Genomic DNA, 17,946 nt, shown 5'->3' with positions numbered 1-17,946 from the left:
GAGAGATCGTTACGGGTTCCAGATCTGGGGCGTATCCCCGTCGCCTTGGATCCAGGGCTGGAGTTCGTCAGGTGCGTCGTCGAGATCCGGGAGATCAGTGTTTTGTTCGATTTCCTGGCCCGCCTCGCCGTCGACGCCCTCTCGGACCTGGTTTGCCTGGGCAACGACCGCTTCGCGTGGATCCTCCCCTCCTCCGAGAATACCCGAGATGGCGGTCGAATACGCGTCCGTTGCGCCCTCGACGTCGCCGAGGAACGGTGCGTTCTGTTCGGGGCCGGTGATCCCGTAGCGGGCGACGTCCTCGGCCTGTTCGAGCCGGGAATCGATCCATTCGTCGGGGATATTCGTTGGATTATCGGTGAAGGGTGGTATTTCCTCCTGGGCATCCCGGACCGGCAGGAAATTCGGCGTCGCTTCCGTGAGATACTCCTCCATCGTTTCGGGAAGCGTCATGTACTCGATAAACGACATGGAGATCTCGTCATCGACGTCGTGCTGAGCGTACTCGGGTTCGAACGCCGAAAGACAGCTTCCACCCATGAAGGAGGTGTTCGTTCCCATGGGACCCTCCGGAATCAGCGACAGTTCGGTTCGGTCGGCGACGTCCTCGTCTTCGTTGATCATCTCGTTTGCCGCGTCACCGGAGTTGATCATGAAGGCGGCGTTGCCCTCCCGATACAGCTGTTCGGCGTCGGTACTATCCATACCTGCCCACCCACCCGGGGCGATGTCCCACTCCTCCTGGAAGCTCGCCATCCAGAGATGAGCGAACAGCGACGTTGGTGAGTCCAACTCGACCGACCACTCATCTCCATCGCGATCGAAGAAGTCACCACCGGACTGGGCGGTTATGCCGTAGACCACCTGTCCGGTCCCGGTGTCTTGTGCCCCACCGGAGACGAAACCGGTCTCTCCAGTTTCGTCTTCGACGTCCATCGCCATCTCGATCAACTCCTCCCAGGTTTCGGGCGGACTGTCGTGGCCGGCGTCCTCGAGGAGTCCCATATTCGAGTAGAAGCTCCGGACCTCGATGAACCACGGGAAACCCCACACCTCACCGTCGTAATCACCCCAGTAGGAGGGGACCTCGTACCAGTCGTCGTACTGTTCGAACAGTTCCGTATTCGGCTGTACAACGCCGGACACTCCATAATCGACCGCATGCTCGTTGGCCATTTCGCTAACGTTCGGAGTGTTCTGGCCCTGAATAGCGGCCGTCCACTCCTCGAACACTTGATCCCACGTCACGACGTTTGTGGTGACGTTGACCTCTTCGTCGGCCCAATCTTCGAACCCTTCCGCGGCGTTTTGAATCGCCTCGGTTTCCTCGGGAATGTATCCTCGCATCGTCCACCAGAGGAAATCACCCTCGCCCGTTCCCTGCGTACCATCGCCTCCGATACAGCCTGCCAGTCCGGCGGTCGCTCCTGCAGCGCTCATTGTACCCGCTTTTTCCATAAACCCGCGTCGCGAGTACTCACCGTCCGTGTCGCTCGCCGGTGACTCCCGTCCGTAGCTGTCGGTATCGGTCTCTCCGGATGTGTCGGCTTGTGCCATGTTCGTCCCTGACATTGGACTTCACTTAGACGATAATCGTTCTCACATAAATAACCTTGTGAAACAACGCTTCCCCTTGATGGCCTCTCCTGGATAGAAACTCTACCTTTTAGGAACGACTATCGTCCTAAAACACTAGATCCCTGATCTAACGGCACTGGTTCTACGAATACCAATAGCGTTTTCTACCATATCGATTCGGTTCTTTATTACAGAATGCTGCTCGGACGATCAGGAAAGAGGAGAGCGACAGTTGTTCGCAAAACACACAGAGAATCGTCGTAGCCGCGATCTGAGAAAGCGGTATATCTGAAATACAGCAGTACTGGTGTAAAACTATCAGAGAGAACCTCTTTCTGTGCACCAGTATGGTTCCTTATCAACACTCCGAAACCAGTCTGCTATACTGAATCGCGTTCTGAAGCATCAGACTGTGGTGCGATTTACCACCACGGGTCTCGGCGCGAACGCTGACACTACCCACCCGAACCGACGACGGTCGATCGATATCGGAGCCGGTCGGTTAGACCCCCGGGACACCGACTATCACCGTGATTTATTAGCACGCTTCCGTAACGGGAGCGTATGGAGCCCGGAAGTATCCGCTCGTATCTCGATTCGTTTTCGTACCGCGACTGGCAGGAATCGGACGAGGACGCGGGCCCGGTTCGGTTCGCGATGGTCGGACTGGGTTGGTGGACTCGGGACGAGGCGATGCCCGCAGTGGACCGCTCGACGTTCTGTGAGACGACCGTCGTCGTCAGCGGCTCCGCCGAGAAGGCCGAAGAAGTCGCCGCGGAGCACGAAATAGTCGAGGCCGGGTTGACCTACGACGAGTTCCGGGCGGGAGAGAGGCGCGACGCCTACGATGCGGTCTACATCTGCACTCCGAACGCGAAACACCTCGAGCACGTCGAAGCGGCCGCCAACCACGAGAAGGCGGTCCTTTGCGAGAAACCGATGGAGGCGACCGTCGAGCGGGCGGAAGAGATCGTCGACGCCTGCGAGGACGGTGCCGCAACCGCGATGATCGCGTACCGAATGCACACCGAACCGGCAGTCAGACGGGCGCGGGAGCTCGTTCGGGCAGGCGTGATCGGCGAACCGGTCCACGTTCACGGCGACATGTCTCAATCGATCGTCGACTGGGGTGCCGACCAGTGGCGTCTCGATCCCGAACTCGCGGGGTACGGAACGAGCGTAATGGATCTCGGGATATACTCGATCAACACCGCTCGATTCGTCTTGGACCGCGATCCGACCACGGTACAGTCGATGATGCACAGCGACCACGAGTTCTTTTCGGAGGTTCCCGACGAGGTCGCGGCGTTTACCGTCGCTTTCGAGGACGGTGTCTACGCGACCTGTACCGCGAGCCAGAACGCGGCTCAAGACAGCCACTTGCGAATCACCGGAAGCGAGGGGACGATCCTGATCGAGCCCGCGTTCCACGGGGAGAGTCGCCTCGAACTCGCGGTCGACGACGCGTCGGTCGCCGGAGACGGTCCGGAAGTCGACCAGATGGAAGAGGAGTTCGATTACTTCGCGGACTGTGTTCTCTCGGGACGCGAGCCCGAAGGGACGCCCGCACACGGACTGGTCGACATGCGGACGCTCGCGGCGATCTACGAGAGCGCCGACAGTGGCGAGCGAGTCGAGGTGTAGCAGTTACTCGGTCCCGACGGTCGTTTCGGCGAAGTAGGTCCGGGCGGACTTCGGTACCGACTTGGACGCGTTCACCTCGAGGTCGTCGGTCGCGACGATGTCGCTCGCGGAACGACCGACTCGGATCTCGTAGGGCCCCTCTTCGACGGTGAGCGTCATCGACTCGTCGTGGAAGGCGAGTTGCGTGGGCGAGAGTTCGAAGGAGACGCGTTTGGTTTCGCCGGCCTCGAGCGGAACGCGCTCGAAGCCGATCAGTTCCTGAACGGGCCGCGCTTGGCTCGGGTTCGCTGCGTGGGCGTACAGCTGGACGACCTCGGCGCCGGATCGGTCGCCCTCGTTCGTGACCGGGACGCTGGCTACGACCGTCTCCAGCGGAGAGACGCGTTTCTCGGAGAGCGAAAGCGTCCCGTACTCGAACTCGGTGTAGCTCAGCCCGTGACCGAACGGGTAGACCGGCTCGCCGTCGGTGTACACGTAACTCTTGTTTGCGGTATTGGCTTTCCGATTGTAGTAGACCGGAAGCTGGCCGACCGATTTCGGCAGAGAAACGGGAAGCCGACCGCTGGGGTTGTGCTCGCCGAAGAGTACATCTACGATCGCGGACCCGCCCTCGTCTCCGGGAAGCCACGCGTACAGTACCGCGGGGACGTCCGCTGTGATTCGTTCGATCGAGTGTGGCCTCCCGCTAACGATCACGACAGCTAACGGCGTCCCGGTTTCCTGGAGCCGATCGATCAACTCCTCTTGGACGCCCGGCAGCCCGAGATCGGTGACGTCACATCCCTCGCCGCTCGTCGGAACGCTCGGCTTCTCTTCCTTCGAAGCGTCGCCGTCCGAGAAGTCGACCGCTGATCGGGCACCGACGAACGCGAGCGCGACGTCGGCGTCCTCTGCTACCTGGGCGGCCGGTTCGAACCCGTCAGTCGAGGGACCGGAGACCGTACACCCCTGCTCGTAACTCACCTCGAGACCGTCGCGGGACTCGAGGGCCGCCAGCGGCGTCGTAGCATCGGAGGCGTACTCTTCTTCGGGATAGTGAGCGGCGTACGCGTAGTCGCCGAGCAGTTCCTTCTTCGCGTCGGCCTTCGGACCGATGACCGCTACGGAGTCGGCCGTCAACGGGAGGAGTTCGTTCTCGTTTTTTAGCAGCGTCATCGATCGACGCGCGGCACGCCGGTTGAGCGCCGCTGCCTCGTCGGTCCGGAACGCGTCGGCGGCCGCCTCGGCGTCGACGCTTGGATCATCAAGGAGGCCCTTGCGGGCTTTCTCCCGAAGTACGCGTCGGACGGACTCGTCGAGCGTTTTCTCGGAGAGCTCGCCGTTCTCGACGGCTGTGATGAGGTGTTCGCCGTAGTAATCGGTGTACGGGAGCTCGACGTCGAGACCCGCCTCGAGCGCCGCGGTCGCGGCTTCGGGCTTCGTGTTTGCCGTCCCGTGTTCGGTTACCAGATGTCTGACGCTGTAGTAGTCCGAAACGACGGTCCCGTCGAACCCGAACTCGCCCCGGAGAAGATCGGTGAGCAACCACTCGGAGCTCGCACACGGGATCCCGTCGATATCGTGGTACGCGTTCATCACCGATTCCGCGTCAGCGGTCCGGATCGCCGCCTCGTACGGGAACAGGTGGACCTCGCGGAGCTCGCGGGGACCGACGTTGAGCGACGAGCGGTTCTTCCCGCCGTCAGTAGCGCCGTGCCCGACGAAGTGTTTCAGCGTCGCCGAAACTCCGTCCGCTCGGCCGTCACCCTGGAGGCCGGAAACGTATCCACAGGCCATCGCCGCGACGAGCAGCGGATCCTCGCCGAACGTCTCTTCGACGCGCCCCCACCGCAGGTCCCGGGCGACATCGAGCACCGGGGAGAGCGCGTGGGTCGTTCCGAGCGCCTCCAGTTCGCCGCGGATCGTCTCGGTCACCTCCTCGAGCAGTTCCGGATCCCAGGTGCTTGCCATCCCGATCATCTGGGGAAACGTCGTGGCTTCCGGACCCATATAGCCGCTCAGGCACTCTTCGTGAGGTATCGCGGGGATTCCGAGGCGGGTTTCGCCGAGGATCTCTTGCAGCTCGTTGATCGCGCGTGCAGCGTCGGCCGGCGACAGCCCTCCCTCGCCGCCGATCCGTGTCAGGTGACCGATACCGTATTCGAGCAGTTCGGTCGCCGCCTCGCGGTCGACCTCGCCGTCGTCGATGACTCGGTCGGCGTTGACCGAGCCGAGCTGCGCGACCTTCTCCTCGAGCGTCATCTCCTCGAGGAGTTCCTCGACGCGATTCGCCGTCGATATCGACCGATCGTCGGTCTCCCGTTGAGTCGTTCGTCTCACACCCCGATACTCGGGGTCGTTCACCTTAGTGTTTCTGACGGTCCGTCACGGTCCCGATCATCGGCCGAGTTCAGTAGCGATCGACGCCGACGACGTACTGCCCGTCGTCGGTACGACCGGACAGCATCGCAACTCCGTCCTCGAGAGCGCTCTCTTCGGCATCGAAGTGGAGCGTACAGCCGTCTCGAGGCCCACCGGAGAGCTCGTTAGAGCGGAGGGAAGCCCCGTCGTCCGCGTTGACCGCCTCGGGGGTCCCGAAGCGTACGGTATCGGGATCGAGCGTGGTCGGATCGAACGCACTGCCGGCAGCCAGGCGGACCGGGATCGTTCCCTTCTGGCGACCGTTCGCTGCCCCGAGGACGTCGATGTCGGCGACGATCACGTCGACGCTTCGCTCGTTCGGTTCGGTGATCGAGAGCCCCGTTCGGAACTCCCCGTCCTTGAGCGAGACGGTGAGTTCGTGTTCGCCGAGGAACGCCCGCGTCGAGAAGCGTCCCTCGTCGGTCGTTCCCGACTCGTCGGTCCACCACTCCTCGAACACGAGCTCCGTGTAGACGTGGTAACTCGGCTTTTTCTCCCAGTCCTCGTAGAACAGCGGTGCATCGCCCTGCCAGTGTTCGCCGTCCCAGAACCCCCACATGAGGAAATCGGACGTCCCGGGGTGGCTGAAGACGGTCTTGAGGAATCGTCGAAGGAATTCGGCTTTCTCCTCCTCGTCCCAGTCCGGATCGGCCATATCGAATTCGGTGATCCGAAGCGCCGCCCCGTAGCCGGCGTATCGGTCGAGTCCGTCCACGATCTGGTTCGGTGTCAGGGTTTCGTCCTCGCTGAAGTGACACTGCATGCCGACGCCGCCGAGATCGACCCCGTCCGCGTCGTCCAGAAACTCGATTTGGCGCTCGTACTCGTCGCGGGTTTCCTCGTAGGGTCCCGCGAGCGTGTTGTAGTCGTTCACGTCGAGCGAAACGCCATCCGGAGCGGCGTCGGTCGCCGTTCGATACCAGTCGGCCAGAACCGGCGCTTCGACTGGATCGACGTCCTCGCCGTCGATCACCTCGATCATCTCGGGCTCGTGGATAGCCTCGTTGACCACGTCCCAGTGGAGCATGTCCGTCCCGTAGTAGTCGATGATCGTTTCGATGTGGTCGTGGCTTCGCTCACGAACGTGCTCGCCGTCCCGTTCGTCCAGCGCTTCCAGGACGTCCTCGGGAATTGCGTCGACGCCACGATTCGCCCAGAGAGCCGCGTGTCCTCGGATATCGAGACCGTGGTCGAGGATCCACTCGGTGGCCGTATCGGAGTGGTTCTCGACACTCCCGAGGCTCTCGGCCCCGCTGTGATCGAGAGCCCACTCCCTGTCGGCGCCGGCCTGGTTCGCCTCCCAGAAGCGCCATTTGTGTTGGTTCTCGAGGACGGCCGTGTTGAAGAGCTCCGGAATGTGCTCTCGATACCGTGCCGCGTCCTCGCTGTCCGAGAGCAGACGCGGCGCATCGATCGCCGTTCCGAAGGTAAACGCGTGTTCGACCATCTCGACGGCGACGCTGCTCTCGACGGCCGCTCCGTCGGCATCGGAAACCGCGACGTCGAGGTCCGACGTGCGATACTTGTGAATCCGGTCGTCGGCCGCCTCTTCCCATTCGGTAGCAACGGCGTCGTCGCCGGTGTTCTCGGTAGCGCCTCCGAGCTGGCTGAAGCCGGCACCGAGAGCGAGAGTGCTCATGGATCCCAGAAACAGTCGTCGGTCCAGTGCGGATCGAGTCGTGTTACTATCCGTTCGTCTGCTTGTGTTATCGCCTGTCATGACTCCGAGAAACAATACCTTTTATCGCTATATAAAACATTTTATAATGAATATTGAGAATTAGTCGGTCACTGCCGAACCCGGGCAGTGTGGATCTCGCCTCTCGAGAGCCGGAATGGCACTTTCTCGCGAACGGGATCGAGCGGGCTATGGAACCGTAACCGAACTCCCGACTTCCGACCGGCCGACAGGACGGATCGGGAACTGGCAAACTCGAGAACCCGGTTACCTAGAGCTCACCACTCTTCGTCGAACAGTTCCTCGCCGTCGACCATGCGTTCCTCGACGGCGTCGAAGTCGAGTGTCAGGCCGAGTCCCGGTTTCTCGGGCACTTCCATCCGACCGTTTTCGATGAGGTCGTCCTCTTCGATGAGGTCCTCCCACCACCCTAACTGATAGGAGTGGTACTCTACCGCCAGCGAGTTGGGGATCGCGGCAGCGACCTGTGCGCTCGCCATCGTCCCGATCGGCGAGGAGACGTTGTGCATCGCGATCGGAATGTAGTACAGATCGGCGAGATTTGCTATTTTCATCGTCTCGCGCATGCCGCCGACCCGTGGGAGGTCCGGCGCGAGGATGTCGACGGCCTGCTCCTCGAGCAATCGGCGCTGGCCGTGGGCCCGGTATTCGTTCTCTCCGACGGTGACAGGCGTCGAGGTGAACTGCGTTATTTCGCGCTGTACGTCGTGGTTTTCCGGGGGAACCGGGTCCTCGAGCCACCAGACGTCGTACGGCTCGAGCGCCGTGACGAGTCGCTTCGCCGACCCCGAAGAGAACGACCAGTGGCAGTCGAACGCGACGTCGGCGGTATCGCCGACGCGCTCGAGCACCGCCTGAACGATGTCGACCTTGTGGTCGATCTCCGGACCGCGAAGGTGACGGTTCGCACGGTCCTTTTCGTGTCCCGACGAGACGTCGAGGTCGAACTTGATGGCATCGTACCCCAGCTCTTCGACGACGCGCTCGGCTTCGTCGGCGTTCGATTCGGGTTCCGATTCGTCGCCGGCGTGGCAGTCGCAGTAAATCCGAACCTCGTCGCGGTACTTTCCGCCGACGAGCTGGTAGGCGGGAACGTCGAGGAGCTTGCCCACGATGTCGTGGAGGGCGATTTCGATTCCCGAGATGGCCGAAATGGTCTTTCCGGAAATCGACCCCTCGCCGGACATCTTCTGGATCAGGTGCTCGTACAGGCGATCGATATCCATCGGGTTCTCGCCGACGATGAAGGGTGCCATCCGTTCGATGATCTCGGCATCACCGCCTCCCCAGTAGCACTCGCCGTTGCCGGTGACTCCCGCGTCGGTATACACGCGAACGAGAATCCAGGGGTAGTTTCCGTCGACCATCGTCGTCTGCACGTCCGTGATCTCGACGTCACGGGGGCCGCGGTCAGCGGTTAACCCCATCGTTTCGGCGGAGAGGTCGCGCATCGTGTACTCTGCGTTGGGATCGTGGAGTTCCCGATAGTTCAGCATGCGATCGAAGTATCTACAGCAAGGTATTTCATGTTTGTTATCGGGGGACGCTTCGGAACCGCTCGACGTGTCAGAGTCCGTGCTCGCCAGCTCAACGGGACGAAAACGGGAGGACGGCACAGTTCGAACCGAATACGCCACCGGTCGTACCGAGCGTCGATTCCGATCCGTTCGAACGATTCAGAAGCTATCGTAGACGGTCTTCTCGATCGTGTAGAAATCGAGCCCCGCATCGCCCTGCTCGCGCCACGTTTCGCTCGAGGAGCGCTTGAACCCGCCGAAGGGAACGTGGAGCTCGAGACCGGTTGTTCCGTCGTTTACCTTCGCGACGCCCGCTTCGATTTCGTCGACGAACCGTTCAGCCTCCGTGTGGTTCTCCGTGATGATACTAGCTGCAAGGCCGTAATCGACGTCGTTAGCAACTCGAAGCCCTGTCTCGAAGTCCTCGACCTCGATTACGGCGAGGACGGGACCGAAGACCTCCTCCTGGGCGATACGGTAATCGGGTTCGACGTCGGTAAAGACGGTCGGCTCGACGTAGTACCCCTCCTCGAAGCGCTCCCCTTCGGGACGGCCGCCGCCCGTTTCGAGAGTGGCGCCCTCGTCGGCTGCGATATCGATGTACTCGAGGGTCCCCTCGAGCTCGCTTTCGGTGACCTGCGGTCCCATATCGTACTCGTCACCGGGACCGATCTCGATCGCGTCGGCGTGTTCGACGACCCGATCGACGAACTCGTCGCGAACGTCCGCATGGACGATCGCGCGCGAACAGGCGGTACAGGCCTGACCGGTAACGCCGAAAGCGCCGTTAGCGACGATTTCGGCGGCCTCGTCGACGTCAACGCTATCGGAAACGACGGTCGGGTTCTTCCCGCCGAGCTCCGTCTGAACGCGTTTCCCGTCGTCGGTGGCCTTCGAGTACACCATCTCGCCGACTTCGCTACTACCGGTGAAAGAGACGGCGTCGACATCATCGTGGGAGACGAGCGTTTCGCCGACCGTGCTCCCCGGACCCGTAACGATATTCGCGACGCCGTCGGGGAGCCCCGCCTCGTCGAGTGCCTCGAAGATCGCGACTGCGGTGCCGGCCGCGACCGTCGCCGGTTTGAGCACGAGCGTGTTCCCCGCGGCGAGTGCGGGGGCGATCTTCCAGGCGGGGATCGCGATCGGATAGTTCCACGGCGTGATCAGCGCGGCGACGCCGACAGGCTGGTTCACCGTGTAGAGGTTCGTCTGCGACCCGCTGGCGGCCTTGACGGTCCCGCCGAGATCTCGCGTCTTTTCAGCGAAGTAGTAGAAGATATCGACGGCCCGCTGTACTTCGCCGCCGGCTTCGGCGTGGGTCTTGCCTTCCTCGCGCGTGAGGAGTTCGGTCAACTCCTCCTTGCGGTCCTTGAGAATCGACGCCGCCTCGCGCAGGATCGCGCCGCGCTTCGGTCCGGGGGTCGCCGCCCAGTCATCGCGAGCGCTCGCTGCTGCAGCGACCGCCTCCTCCGCGTCCTCGGCGTTCGACTGCTGATAGCGAGCAACGGATTCCGAGGGGGCTGCAGGGTTGGTCGTTTCGATGGTTTCACCGGTTGACGCATCTCTCCACTCTCCGTCGATGTAGTTTTGCTTACTGTCGCTCACAACTATACCGTACACGTCCTCCTACACCATTGTTTTGGTTCCGACGAAAACGATCCGGAGATTTTGAGCTGCAGTCGAGTCCAAAGAACTATATAAAAAGGTGCTATCATAGAATGATATGCGGTATTATCAGCCCTCAGCGGGTGATGACAGCCGGCTCTGTGTCAAAACTGGCGGTAACGCATACGATCTCACATCGGCGAACCAGAACATACGTGAGTTCCGTGATCTCCTCCGTGCGTCGTCGATCGCAGACCTCACTATCGACGAGGTTACGGAACGATTGATCGAGAATCTCGATCCTCTCGACGAGGACGGGGAGATCGAGGGTCTCCCGCTCGTGGCCGACGAGGTTTGGGCCGCCGGCGTCACGTACCAGATCAGCGAGCAGGCGAGGGAACAGGAAAGCTCGATGCCGGACATGTACCTGAACGTCTACGACAGCAACCGACCGGAGGTGTTCTTCAAAGCGACGCCCAGCCGAGTCGTTGGTCCAACCGAGGACGTCGGCATTCGGTCCGACTCCGACTGGGACGTCCCCGAACCCGAGCTGGCGGTCGTGCTCTATCAGGGAGAGATCGTCGGATACACGATCGGTAACGATATGAGCAGCCGCTCTATCGAGGGAGAGAACCCGCTGTACTTGCCGCAGGCTAAAGTCTACGACCGGTGTTGTTCGATCGGACCGTACGTTCGGTCGGCGGACTCGCTCGAGGATCCCCACGACCTGAAGATGAACATGGAGATCTCGCGAGACGAACGAATTCTCTACGAGGGAGAAACCAGTACTGCAGAGATGGTCCGCACCGTTCCGGAGCTCGTGGACTGTTATACGAAACACAACGCCGTTCCGGAGCTCTCAGTGTTGCTCACGGGAACGTCCCTCGTTCCTGACGACGGCTTCTCCCTTCGAGAGGGCGATGTCGTCGACATCGAGATCGACGATATCGGTACGCTAACGAACTCGGTTACGACGGTATAGCTGGCTCTAGTTATCCGAACCGTCCTTCTGGATACGCAACCGACTTCTGTGGATACGCCCTCCGAGGAGCGCCAGTCTTTCGGTGAGAAGTAGTTGTCCCGTATTCTGCCGAACGCAGGCATCGTTCTGCATGAGAAAATTATATGTACTTTCATTACAATACACGGCTATGGATGAACCGAAACACCCGGTGCGAACGGTCGACAGGGCGTTCGAGATTATCGAGATCGTCCAGGAGCTAGACGGAGCCGGCGTATCGGAGGTGTCCGAACGAGTTGATATCGGCAAGAGCGCGGTCCACAACCACCTGAACACGCTGGTCAACAAGGAGTACCTGACCAAACGGGGCGACGAGTATCACATCGGGCTCTCCTTTCTCGGACTCGGTGCGTACGCCAGAAACCGAACGGAAATCTACAATACCGCCCGAAACGAGGTCGACAATCTCGCAGACGAAACCGGTGAACTCGCAAACCTCCTGATCGAGCGCAACGGAACTGGTATCTATCTCTACCAGGCGAAGGGTGAGAACGCGGTCGAGCTCGACACCTACGAAGGGAAGCGTGTCGGACTCCACTGTACCGGACTGGGGAAAGCGATCCTCGCGTTCCGACCGCGCGAGCGGGTAGAGGAAATCCTCGACAGACACGGGATGCCCCAGATAACCAGCCACACCATCACCGACCGAGAGGAGTTCTTCGAGGAGCTCGACCGGATCCGCGAACAGAAATACGCAACCGATCGTGAGGAACGGCTCACGGGACTCTGTTGTGTCGCCGCACCGATCACCGACGACCAAGACACTAGTATCGGCGCTATTAGCGTCGCCTGTCCGCTCCACAGGGTCGGCGAGGAACGGTTCCAGGAGCGGTTGCCCGATTCCGTTCTCGGAACGGCGAACGTCATCGAACTCGAGTACAACTACTCGTAGTGATCGTCTCTCCTGGAACGAGCTCCGTATCGACCACACGGTCGTCCGATCGGGTTCGACTCGACTTTCAGCGGTTGCGATAGCTTTCAAGACGGATAGCACGAGGCGCGCCGAACCGCGGTCGGTGATCGGCCCGTCCTCGGGGAGCAGCTGTCGAACGAAGTTCGGAAGTATTGCTGGTCGCCTGTTCTCTCACTCTGAACGGTATTCGAAATAGATGTTCCATCTCCGCCGACGTTTGTCTCGATTCGGCGAAAGAGACGGACTACTTAAGCAGAATCGTCCAAGGAGTGACTCCAAAACTGACGGCTGTTCTCTTGAACAAAACATGCTTGTGCTACAGTTGAATACAGGTTCTGTCGCTCTAGGAGGCAGTTGTCATCCGTGAGAACGTATTGTCTCGAGATCTGTTATCGCCCAGTTATGAAATAGGCAAGGATGGTCCGCATCGCTTCCAGATTCCGTCTAGTTCCAGAGCGACCGCTGTACCTGTCAGCAATTCATGTATAAGAAACCGATGTCTTTACAAAAGTACTATTGTAAATAACGCCGAAACGAATTGATTTTCCCTCGTTCTAACGCATCCTCCAGTGACGGTAGCGGCCCCTTTCAGAACAGGGGTACTACTGCTGCGCATCAACCGGCGTTGCTTCGGTAAGCACAAATCCCGCCTTCCTATTTTGGGATCGACACTCTGTTATCGCCCAGTTATGAAATCGCTGATTTGGTAAGTGTGAGAGGAGACAGGCTAGGAATTTGAAATGGGGCATACAGCAGCAACCGATGGGAGATCGGTGTTCGACTATACTGGTAGTGTCTAGTTAGGCCGTGAGCAGATCGTCGAGTTTGTTTGGACTAATGCCCGCAGATCTGCTCAGCGAGAGTTGCACAGTGGAATTTGAAGAATGTCGGGCGCACGAACGGACGGCGACGCTCGTCAGAACATTCGCCGTCCAGCTTCGCGCAACCGGTTGCTCGTTTCGAGGGAGACATCCAACCTTCGCTCACTCGGTGTTGAATGTACTCACTAAACAACCTAAAACTAGGTACTCGGTTGGCTGACAGTGTTTCAGACTCGCCGACGGATTCACCGTCGCGGGTCGCGGTTGATGAACCTGCCATCAGGGTTACTAGCTATCGGACTTGGGTGATTTATACAATACAAATTCGTTTTGAGATCCGGCTCCTTGGGTGGGGGACACCGATTCAGTTGCTATATTTCTGTACTGGTTATTAGAAAAGTATGATGTTTTCAATTCTGATTTTTCACCTCTATATTTGAATGTTCGGCTTTCTCTCTCAATTGGTGTTGAGCGGCCACTACGACTATATTGACCGAAGCCATCGCAAAAAGTGGTTCATAGCTCAAAATACGAGTCAACCGCTTCTCTAACAGATAAGATGGCAGTCGAACGGTCGTAATAGATATTGGATAAATTATGCACTACTATAGCACACGATGACTTCGTCAGTCATTCGGCGGCCAGACGCCAACGGAGGTGTATCCTCCTCCTGCTCATTAATATACCCCACCGTCTGTATACAGAGAACGATCTTTCGAATTAGTCGAGTCTGATCCATCTTTTAATGAGTGTTCCCTATGTGGCCACTACTATTGACTCTAGAATCACCACTTCTGTTCTTGCATGACTTATGACTGGCTCCATGTCGGCACGTCGCGGGCCACGAACTGGCCGTATCCCGGCTCGGCGACGATCGTTCCGTCCTCGGCGACGAGCTCTCCCCGAACAAGCGTCTTCTTTACTCTCCCGGTAACCGTACGGTCCTCGTAGACCGAATAGTCTGCGTTCGAGTGGTTCCGGGCGGCAGTTATCGTATACGTCTCGTCGGGATCGAAGACAACGAGGTCAGCGTCGGCACCGGTTTCGATCCGCCCTTTCGATGATAACCCGAACGTCCGAGCCGGATTGCGAGATAGAAGCTGGACGAGAGACTGGTAGGAAAGCCCCCGTTTGTTTACGGCCTCATCGTGGAAAACCGGAAGACTCGTCTGGAGACTGTTAACACCGAACGCGCTTTCCCACCACGGCCCTTCGCTCTTTCGTTTCCTGGGTAGCGGAACGTGGTCCGTCGAGACGACCGAGAGCGTCCGATCGCGGAGCCAATCGAACAACGCATCGACGTCTTCCGCTTTTCGAAGCGGCGGAGACATAATTGCGAGGTTTCCGAACTGTTCGTAAGCGGTCTCATCGAGTACGGTGTAATGCGTGCACGTCTCTGCCCGAACGTTCGAACCGTCCGTCTGAACGGTGTCGACTGTCTCGGCGGCGGCTTTCGACGTAACGTGTACGGCGTAGTACTTTGCATCGGCCGCAACGGCGAGCCTCGCGATCGAATCCACTGCCATCGCCTCGGCGTAATCCGGCCGTGACTGTGGATACATCGTTGCGGACGCTGTGGTCGGACTCGATTTCAGTTCGTCCGTTCGGGACTGGCACACTGAGTAGTCCTCGGTGTGAACCATCCCGACGGCACCGAGATCTGCAAGCCGTCGGAACACGTCGCCGATGAACCCGTTCGATAAGCGAATGTCATCGGTGGTGAACATTTTGAACGACGTAATCCCGTCTTCGACGAGGCCGGGGAGCTCCTCGAAAACGGTGGGTGATTCGCGTGTAATAACGGGGTGGAGTCCGTAATCGATCAACGGCGATGCTTGCGATCGGTGTCGTTCGACAGCATCGGCTATCGATCCGTTTTCATCCCACTCTCCATCGTCCCAGCCCTGCCAGGCGAACGTCACAAGACTGGTTACCCCACCGGCAGCAGCCGCTGCCGTACCCGTTTCGTACGAATCGATCGAGTTGTATCCGGCAAGATGAACGTGTGGATCGACGACTCCTGGGAGCACAAGGTTCCCGTTGACGTCGATCCGTTGCTCGGCTGCTGGAAACGCTCGTTCATCGCCGACACCGATAATCGTTCCGTCGTCGATGCCGATAGCAGCATCGAACGTCGAGTCAGCCGTGACAACCGTTCCGCCGGTTATGAGCGTATCGAGACGCGACATCGGTTACTACTTCCGACCCGCGGCGTGGGGATCCTCGTGCGTTTCACGACGGTCAACGCCCGTCACCGCGTCGGTATGAGAGTTCGTCGGCCCTCTCTTGAGGTGTAACATACTGATTTCCTACTCAACAGCGGGTCTTAACTTTTACTCAGCTAGAGTATAATTGGGTGAATGTGTGAAGGGGTTATCGAGCTTTCACTCAGTATGTATCCTGGACGTCAGAGCTTCGAAACGTACGGGAACAGCCTACTGGCCGGTCACGCAGTCAGCTACCCCGATAAGTCGTGTAGCCACCGGGCGATAACAGCAGCGGGACGTGGTAGTGTTCTTCCGGATCGTCGATCACGAATCGGACGGGAACGATCTCCAGAAACGTCGACTCCGATGGCCCCTTTCGGTAGTAGCTCTCGACGTCGAAAACCAGCTGATACGTGCCTGACTCCATCTGATCCGGGGTCAGAAGCGGCTCGTCGAGCCGGCCGTCGTCGTTGGTCGTTCCGCGAGCGATCGTCTCCGATTCACCCGTCGAATCCAATCGCTGCAGTTCGACGTCTACCCCGGTGGCAGGCCCCTCCCGACCCGTATCGAGGACGTGGGTCGTCAGTCCGGAACTCATCGTGACGCCTCACCTTCGAGATCGCTGCGGTCCATCGAAAACTGCTGGAATCCGGTCGGTCGGGGCGGTTCTCGCAGCACCTTTGCGTCGCCCTCGAGGTCGTCGCGCTCCCGTATCCAGGTCCGGTTGTTGGCCTCGAAGCTAACCGATTCGAGCTGTGGGAACCGCTCGAGGACTCGCAGACCGATCTGGTAAATCAGATCCTGGATCGAGTTCGAATCGGCCTCGTGAAAGACGACGTGTGCGATATCGCGTACTTGCTCGGCCGGTACGTATCGCTGGGGCTCATCGCCGAGCGCGTCTTCCGGATCGTCGTACGTCCAAAAGATATCGAGCGAGATGTAGAGCGTTCGGTCCTCTCGCTCCGGCAACGTCGTGTACTCGTCTTGGACGTAGCCGGTGAACGAGCTCCCTTTTACTTTGACGAGTTCGAGTCCGGTTACACCGCTCGTCTGCTCCTCGACGAGCGGTCCGTCCTCGGTGCGACCGAGACGAAACTCTCCGAACGCCGACTCATTGTCGGAGACGCGAAAGACGAGATCGCTTGATTCGAATCCGTCGTCTCCGGGAACAGGCCGCGCATCGAACGGAAGTTCCTCAGCCGAGATCCGGACAGTCTCCATCTGCGAATAAGTGTCGAGAAACTCGCTTCCCACAAAATGGAGAAAACCCTCGACGGTGGCACCTTCGTACTCCCCGGCCTGATGGAGAACGAAATTCTTCATTGAGTCGGTCGCGACCACCATACTGTTATCACCCTCACTGAACGAGGGCAAAAACGCCTCGCCATCGACCTGTACCCGGACGTCTAGCCCGAGAATCGTGTTGTCACGCCCTTCGAAGGAGGATTCCGGAATGGGACGTACATCCTCCAGTGGAGTCGCGTACGTTCGGTACACTGCTACCTTCTCTTTCCCGTAGTTCATCGTTCGGTCACTGCCGCACTCCGAGTTGGTATCGTTTGTCATTTTCGTAGTTAGCGATCATTCGCTGGTATCGGTTGTTTCACTACACTCGTTCAGGTGTTGTCGTAATCCGTATTCTGATGTCGGTGGTAGGTCCGTGTTAGGCCATCTCTGTTCAGTAGTTCTAATCCACGGATTCTATAAAAATATTGTGTCTATTACAGTATATGGTACTGCAAGAGCTGGCTCTGTGGGAAACACCGATTTACGCGTCTGGTGGCCGACATGGACGTTCTATCGGGACGCGAACCGTTCCTCGAGACGGAGTCGCGCGATTTTGTGGACTTCGGTTAGAGCGGTCTCGAACTCTGTCGGTTTCGAGTGTTCGACACGCTCTTCCATCCTTGCTCTGATTGCGTCGGGCGATTCCCCCTTCACGGCCATGATAAACGGAAATCCGAACTTTTCCCGGTATCGCTCGTTCAATTCCTGAAACGCTTCGTACTGACTTCGACTCAACTGGTCGAGTCCAGCAGACGCTTGTTCTTTCTGTGAGGCCTCGGTCATCTCGGTTTTCTCCCCCAGATCGGGGTGTGCCCGCAGCAGTTCCATTGTTTTCTCACGTGGGGCTTCTCGAACGCACAGTTCCAGCGAGCTCTGTAGCTCTTCCAGCGATGAAAATGGCCGTTCAGAATATGTCTCTTCGGCCACCCAGGGCGACGTTTCGTATATGTCTCCAAAGGCTTCGACGAATGTTTCCCGATCCATTCGGTTTACTTCCGAAATAGTTACCTTGCTCATTACGGTAAAAAGCTTGTCCGCTACAACTTAAAATTCCTTCTTAGTCCGAAAACTGCCCCGTAGTAAGTGGTCACAATCCCGACTCTATGTTTGTATATCACAACAAAGCTCTCTCCGCCTCTTGACAAGGAACGCTCGGAGCTCACATTTCTGACCGCTACTGCGGCCCTTCTTTCTGAGCTCCGCTATTCCGTTACATCCATACTCTCGTAAATGAATACAGATGTTTTGTTT

The 17,946-nt window shown here is 58.9% G+C and carries 12 protein-coding genes; 3 read left to right on the top strand and 9 right to left on the bottom strand.

Features of this window, described 5'->3' with window-relative positions:
• Positions 1 to 9: 9 nt before the first annotated feature.
• Positions 10 to 1,557, bottom strand: a complete 1,548-nt coding sequence (locus NATOC_RS15095) for a sugar ABC transporter substrate-binding protein (protein WP_015322337.1) — start codon at positions 1,555 to 1,557, stop codon at positions 10 to 12.
• A gap of 585 nt (positions 1,558 to 2,142) precedes the next feature.
• Between NATOC_RS15095 and gfo6 the strand changes: the two genes are divergently transcribed.
• The gene (gene gfo6 / locus NATOC_RS15090) at positions 2,143 to 3,222 is read left to right on the top strand and encodes a D-xylose 1-dehydrogenase Gfo6 (RefSeq protein WP_015322336.1); all 1,080 of its coding nucleotides are present in this window, start codon (positions 2,143 to 2,145) and stop codon (positions 3,220 to 3,222) included.
• Between the two features lie 3 nt (positions 3,223 to 3,225).
• Here the strand turns inward: gfo6 and NATOC_RS15085 are convergent, their stop codons facing one another.
• The 4 genes from NATOC_RS15085 to xacF all read right to left on the bottom strand — a co-directional run bounded on the left by NATOC_RS15085 (position 3,226) and on the right by xacF (position 10,446).
• Positions 3,226 to 5,463: a glycoside hydrolase family 3 N-terminal domain-containing protein gene (locus tag NATOC_RS15085; RefSeq protein ID WP_049888944.1), complete on the bottom strand. Its 2,238-nt coding sequence runs from the start codon at positions 5,461 to 5,463 to the stop codon at positions 3,226 to 3,228.
• A 148-nt stretch (positions 5,464 to 5,611) separates the two neighbouring features.
• Complete coding sequence (locus NATOC_RS15080) at positions 5,612 to 7,261, bottom strand: endo-1,4-beta-xylanase (RefSeq protein ID WP_015322334.1); 1,650 nt, start codon at positions 7,259 to 7,261, stop codon at positions 5,612 to 5,614.
• A 317-nt stretch (positions 7,262 to 7,578) separates the two neighbouring features.
• A complete protein-coding gene (locus NATOC_RS15075; protein ID WP_015322333.1) occupies positions 7,579 to 8,817 on the bottom strand; it encodes a mandelate racemase/muconate lactonizing enzyme family protein in 1,239 nt (412 codons plus the stop codon).
• Between the two features lie 180 nt (positions 8,818 to 8,997).
• Positions 8,998 to 10,446, bottom strand: coding sequence for a 2,5-dioxovalerate dehydrogenase (gene xacF / locus NATOC_RS15070; protein WP_015322332.1), 1,449 nt, complete (start codon positions 10,444 to 10,446; stop codon positions 8,998 to 9,000).
• A 118-nt stretch (positions 10,447 to 10,564) separates the two neighbouring features.
• On the opposite strand from xacF, the gene NATOC_RS15065 reads away from it, so the two are divergent.
• Together NATOC_RS15065 and NATOC_RS15060 are read left to right on the top strand one after the other, a co-directional pair.
• Positions 10,565 to 11,428, top strand: coding sequence for a fumarylacetoacetate hydrolase family protein (locus tag NATOC_RS15065; protein WP_015322331.1), 864 nt, complete (start codon positions 10,565 to 10,567; stop codon positions 11,426 to 11,428).
• A gap of 169 nt (positions 11,429 to 11,597) precedes the next feature.
• Positions 11,598 to 12,359 carry an IclR family transcriptional regulator gene (locus NATOC_RS15060; RefSeq protein ID WP_015322330.1) on the top strand — a complete coding sequence of 254 codons (762 nt, stop codon included), beginning with the start codon at positions 11,598 to 11,600 and terminating at the stop codon, positions 12,357 to 12,359.
• Positions 12,360 to 14,010: 1,651 nt separating this feature from the next.
• On the opposite strand, the gene NATOC_RS15055 is transcribed toward NATOC_RS15060, so the two are convergent.
• From NATOC_RS15055 to uraD, 4 genes are all read right to left on the bottom strand, one after another.
• The gene (locus tag NATOC_RS15055; RefSeq protein ID WP_015322329.1) at positions 14,011 to 15,390 is read right to left on the bottom strand and encodes a dihydroorotase; all 1,380 of its coding nucleotides are present in this window, start codon (positions 15,388 to 15,390) and stop codon (positions 14,011 to 14,013) included.
• Positions 15,391 to 15,655: 265 nt separating this feature from the next.
• Positions 15,656 to 16,006 (bottom strand): hydroxyisourate hydrolase, encoded by a 351-nt coding sequence (gene uraH, locus NATOC_RS15050; protein ID WP_015322328.1) that lies wholly within the window; start codon positions 16,004 to 16,006, stop codon positions 15,656 to 15,658.
• Positions 16,003 to 16,932: a factor-independent urate hydroxylase gene (pucL, locus tag NATOC_RS15045; RefSeq protein WP_174299201.1), complete on the bottom strand. Its 930-nt coding sequence runs from the start codon at positions 16,930 to 16,932 to the stop codon at positions 16,003 to 16,005. Before pucL ends, uraH begins: the two co-directional genes overlap by 4 nt.
• Positions 16,933 to 17,205: 273 nt before the next feature.
• Positions 17,206 to 17,712 carry a 2-oxo-4-hydroxy-4-carboxy-5-ureidoimidazoline decarboxylase gene (uraD, locus tag NATOC_RS15040; RefSeq protein ID WP_015322326.1) on the bottom strand — a complete coding sequence of 169 codons (507 nt, stop codon included), beginning with the start codon at positions 17,710 to 17,712 and terminating at the stop codon, positions 17,206 to 17,208.
• Between the last annotated feature and the right edge of the window lie 234 nt (positions 17,713 to 17,946).

The organism is Natronococcus occultus SP4 (assembly GCF_000328685.1).
In the GTDB taxonomy this organism is placed as follows: Archaea; Halobacteriota; Halobacteria; order Halobacteriales; family Natrialbaceae; genus Natronococcus; species Natronococcus occultus.
Note: the sequence above shows the minus strand (reverse complement) of the source record. Positions and strands in the feature narration are given on the sequence as shown.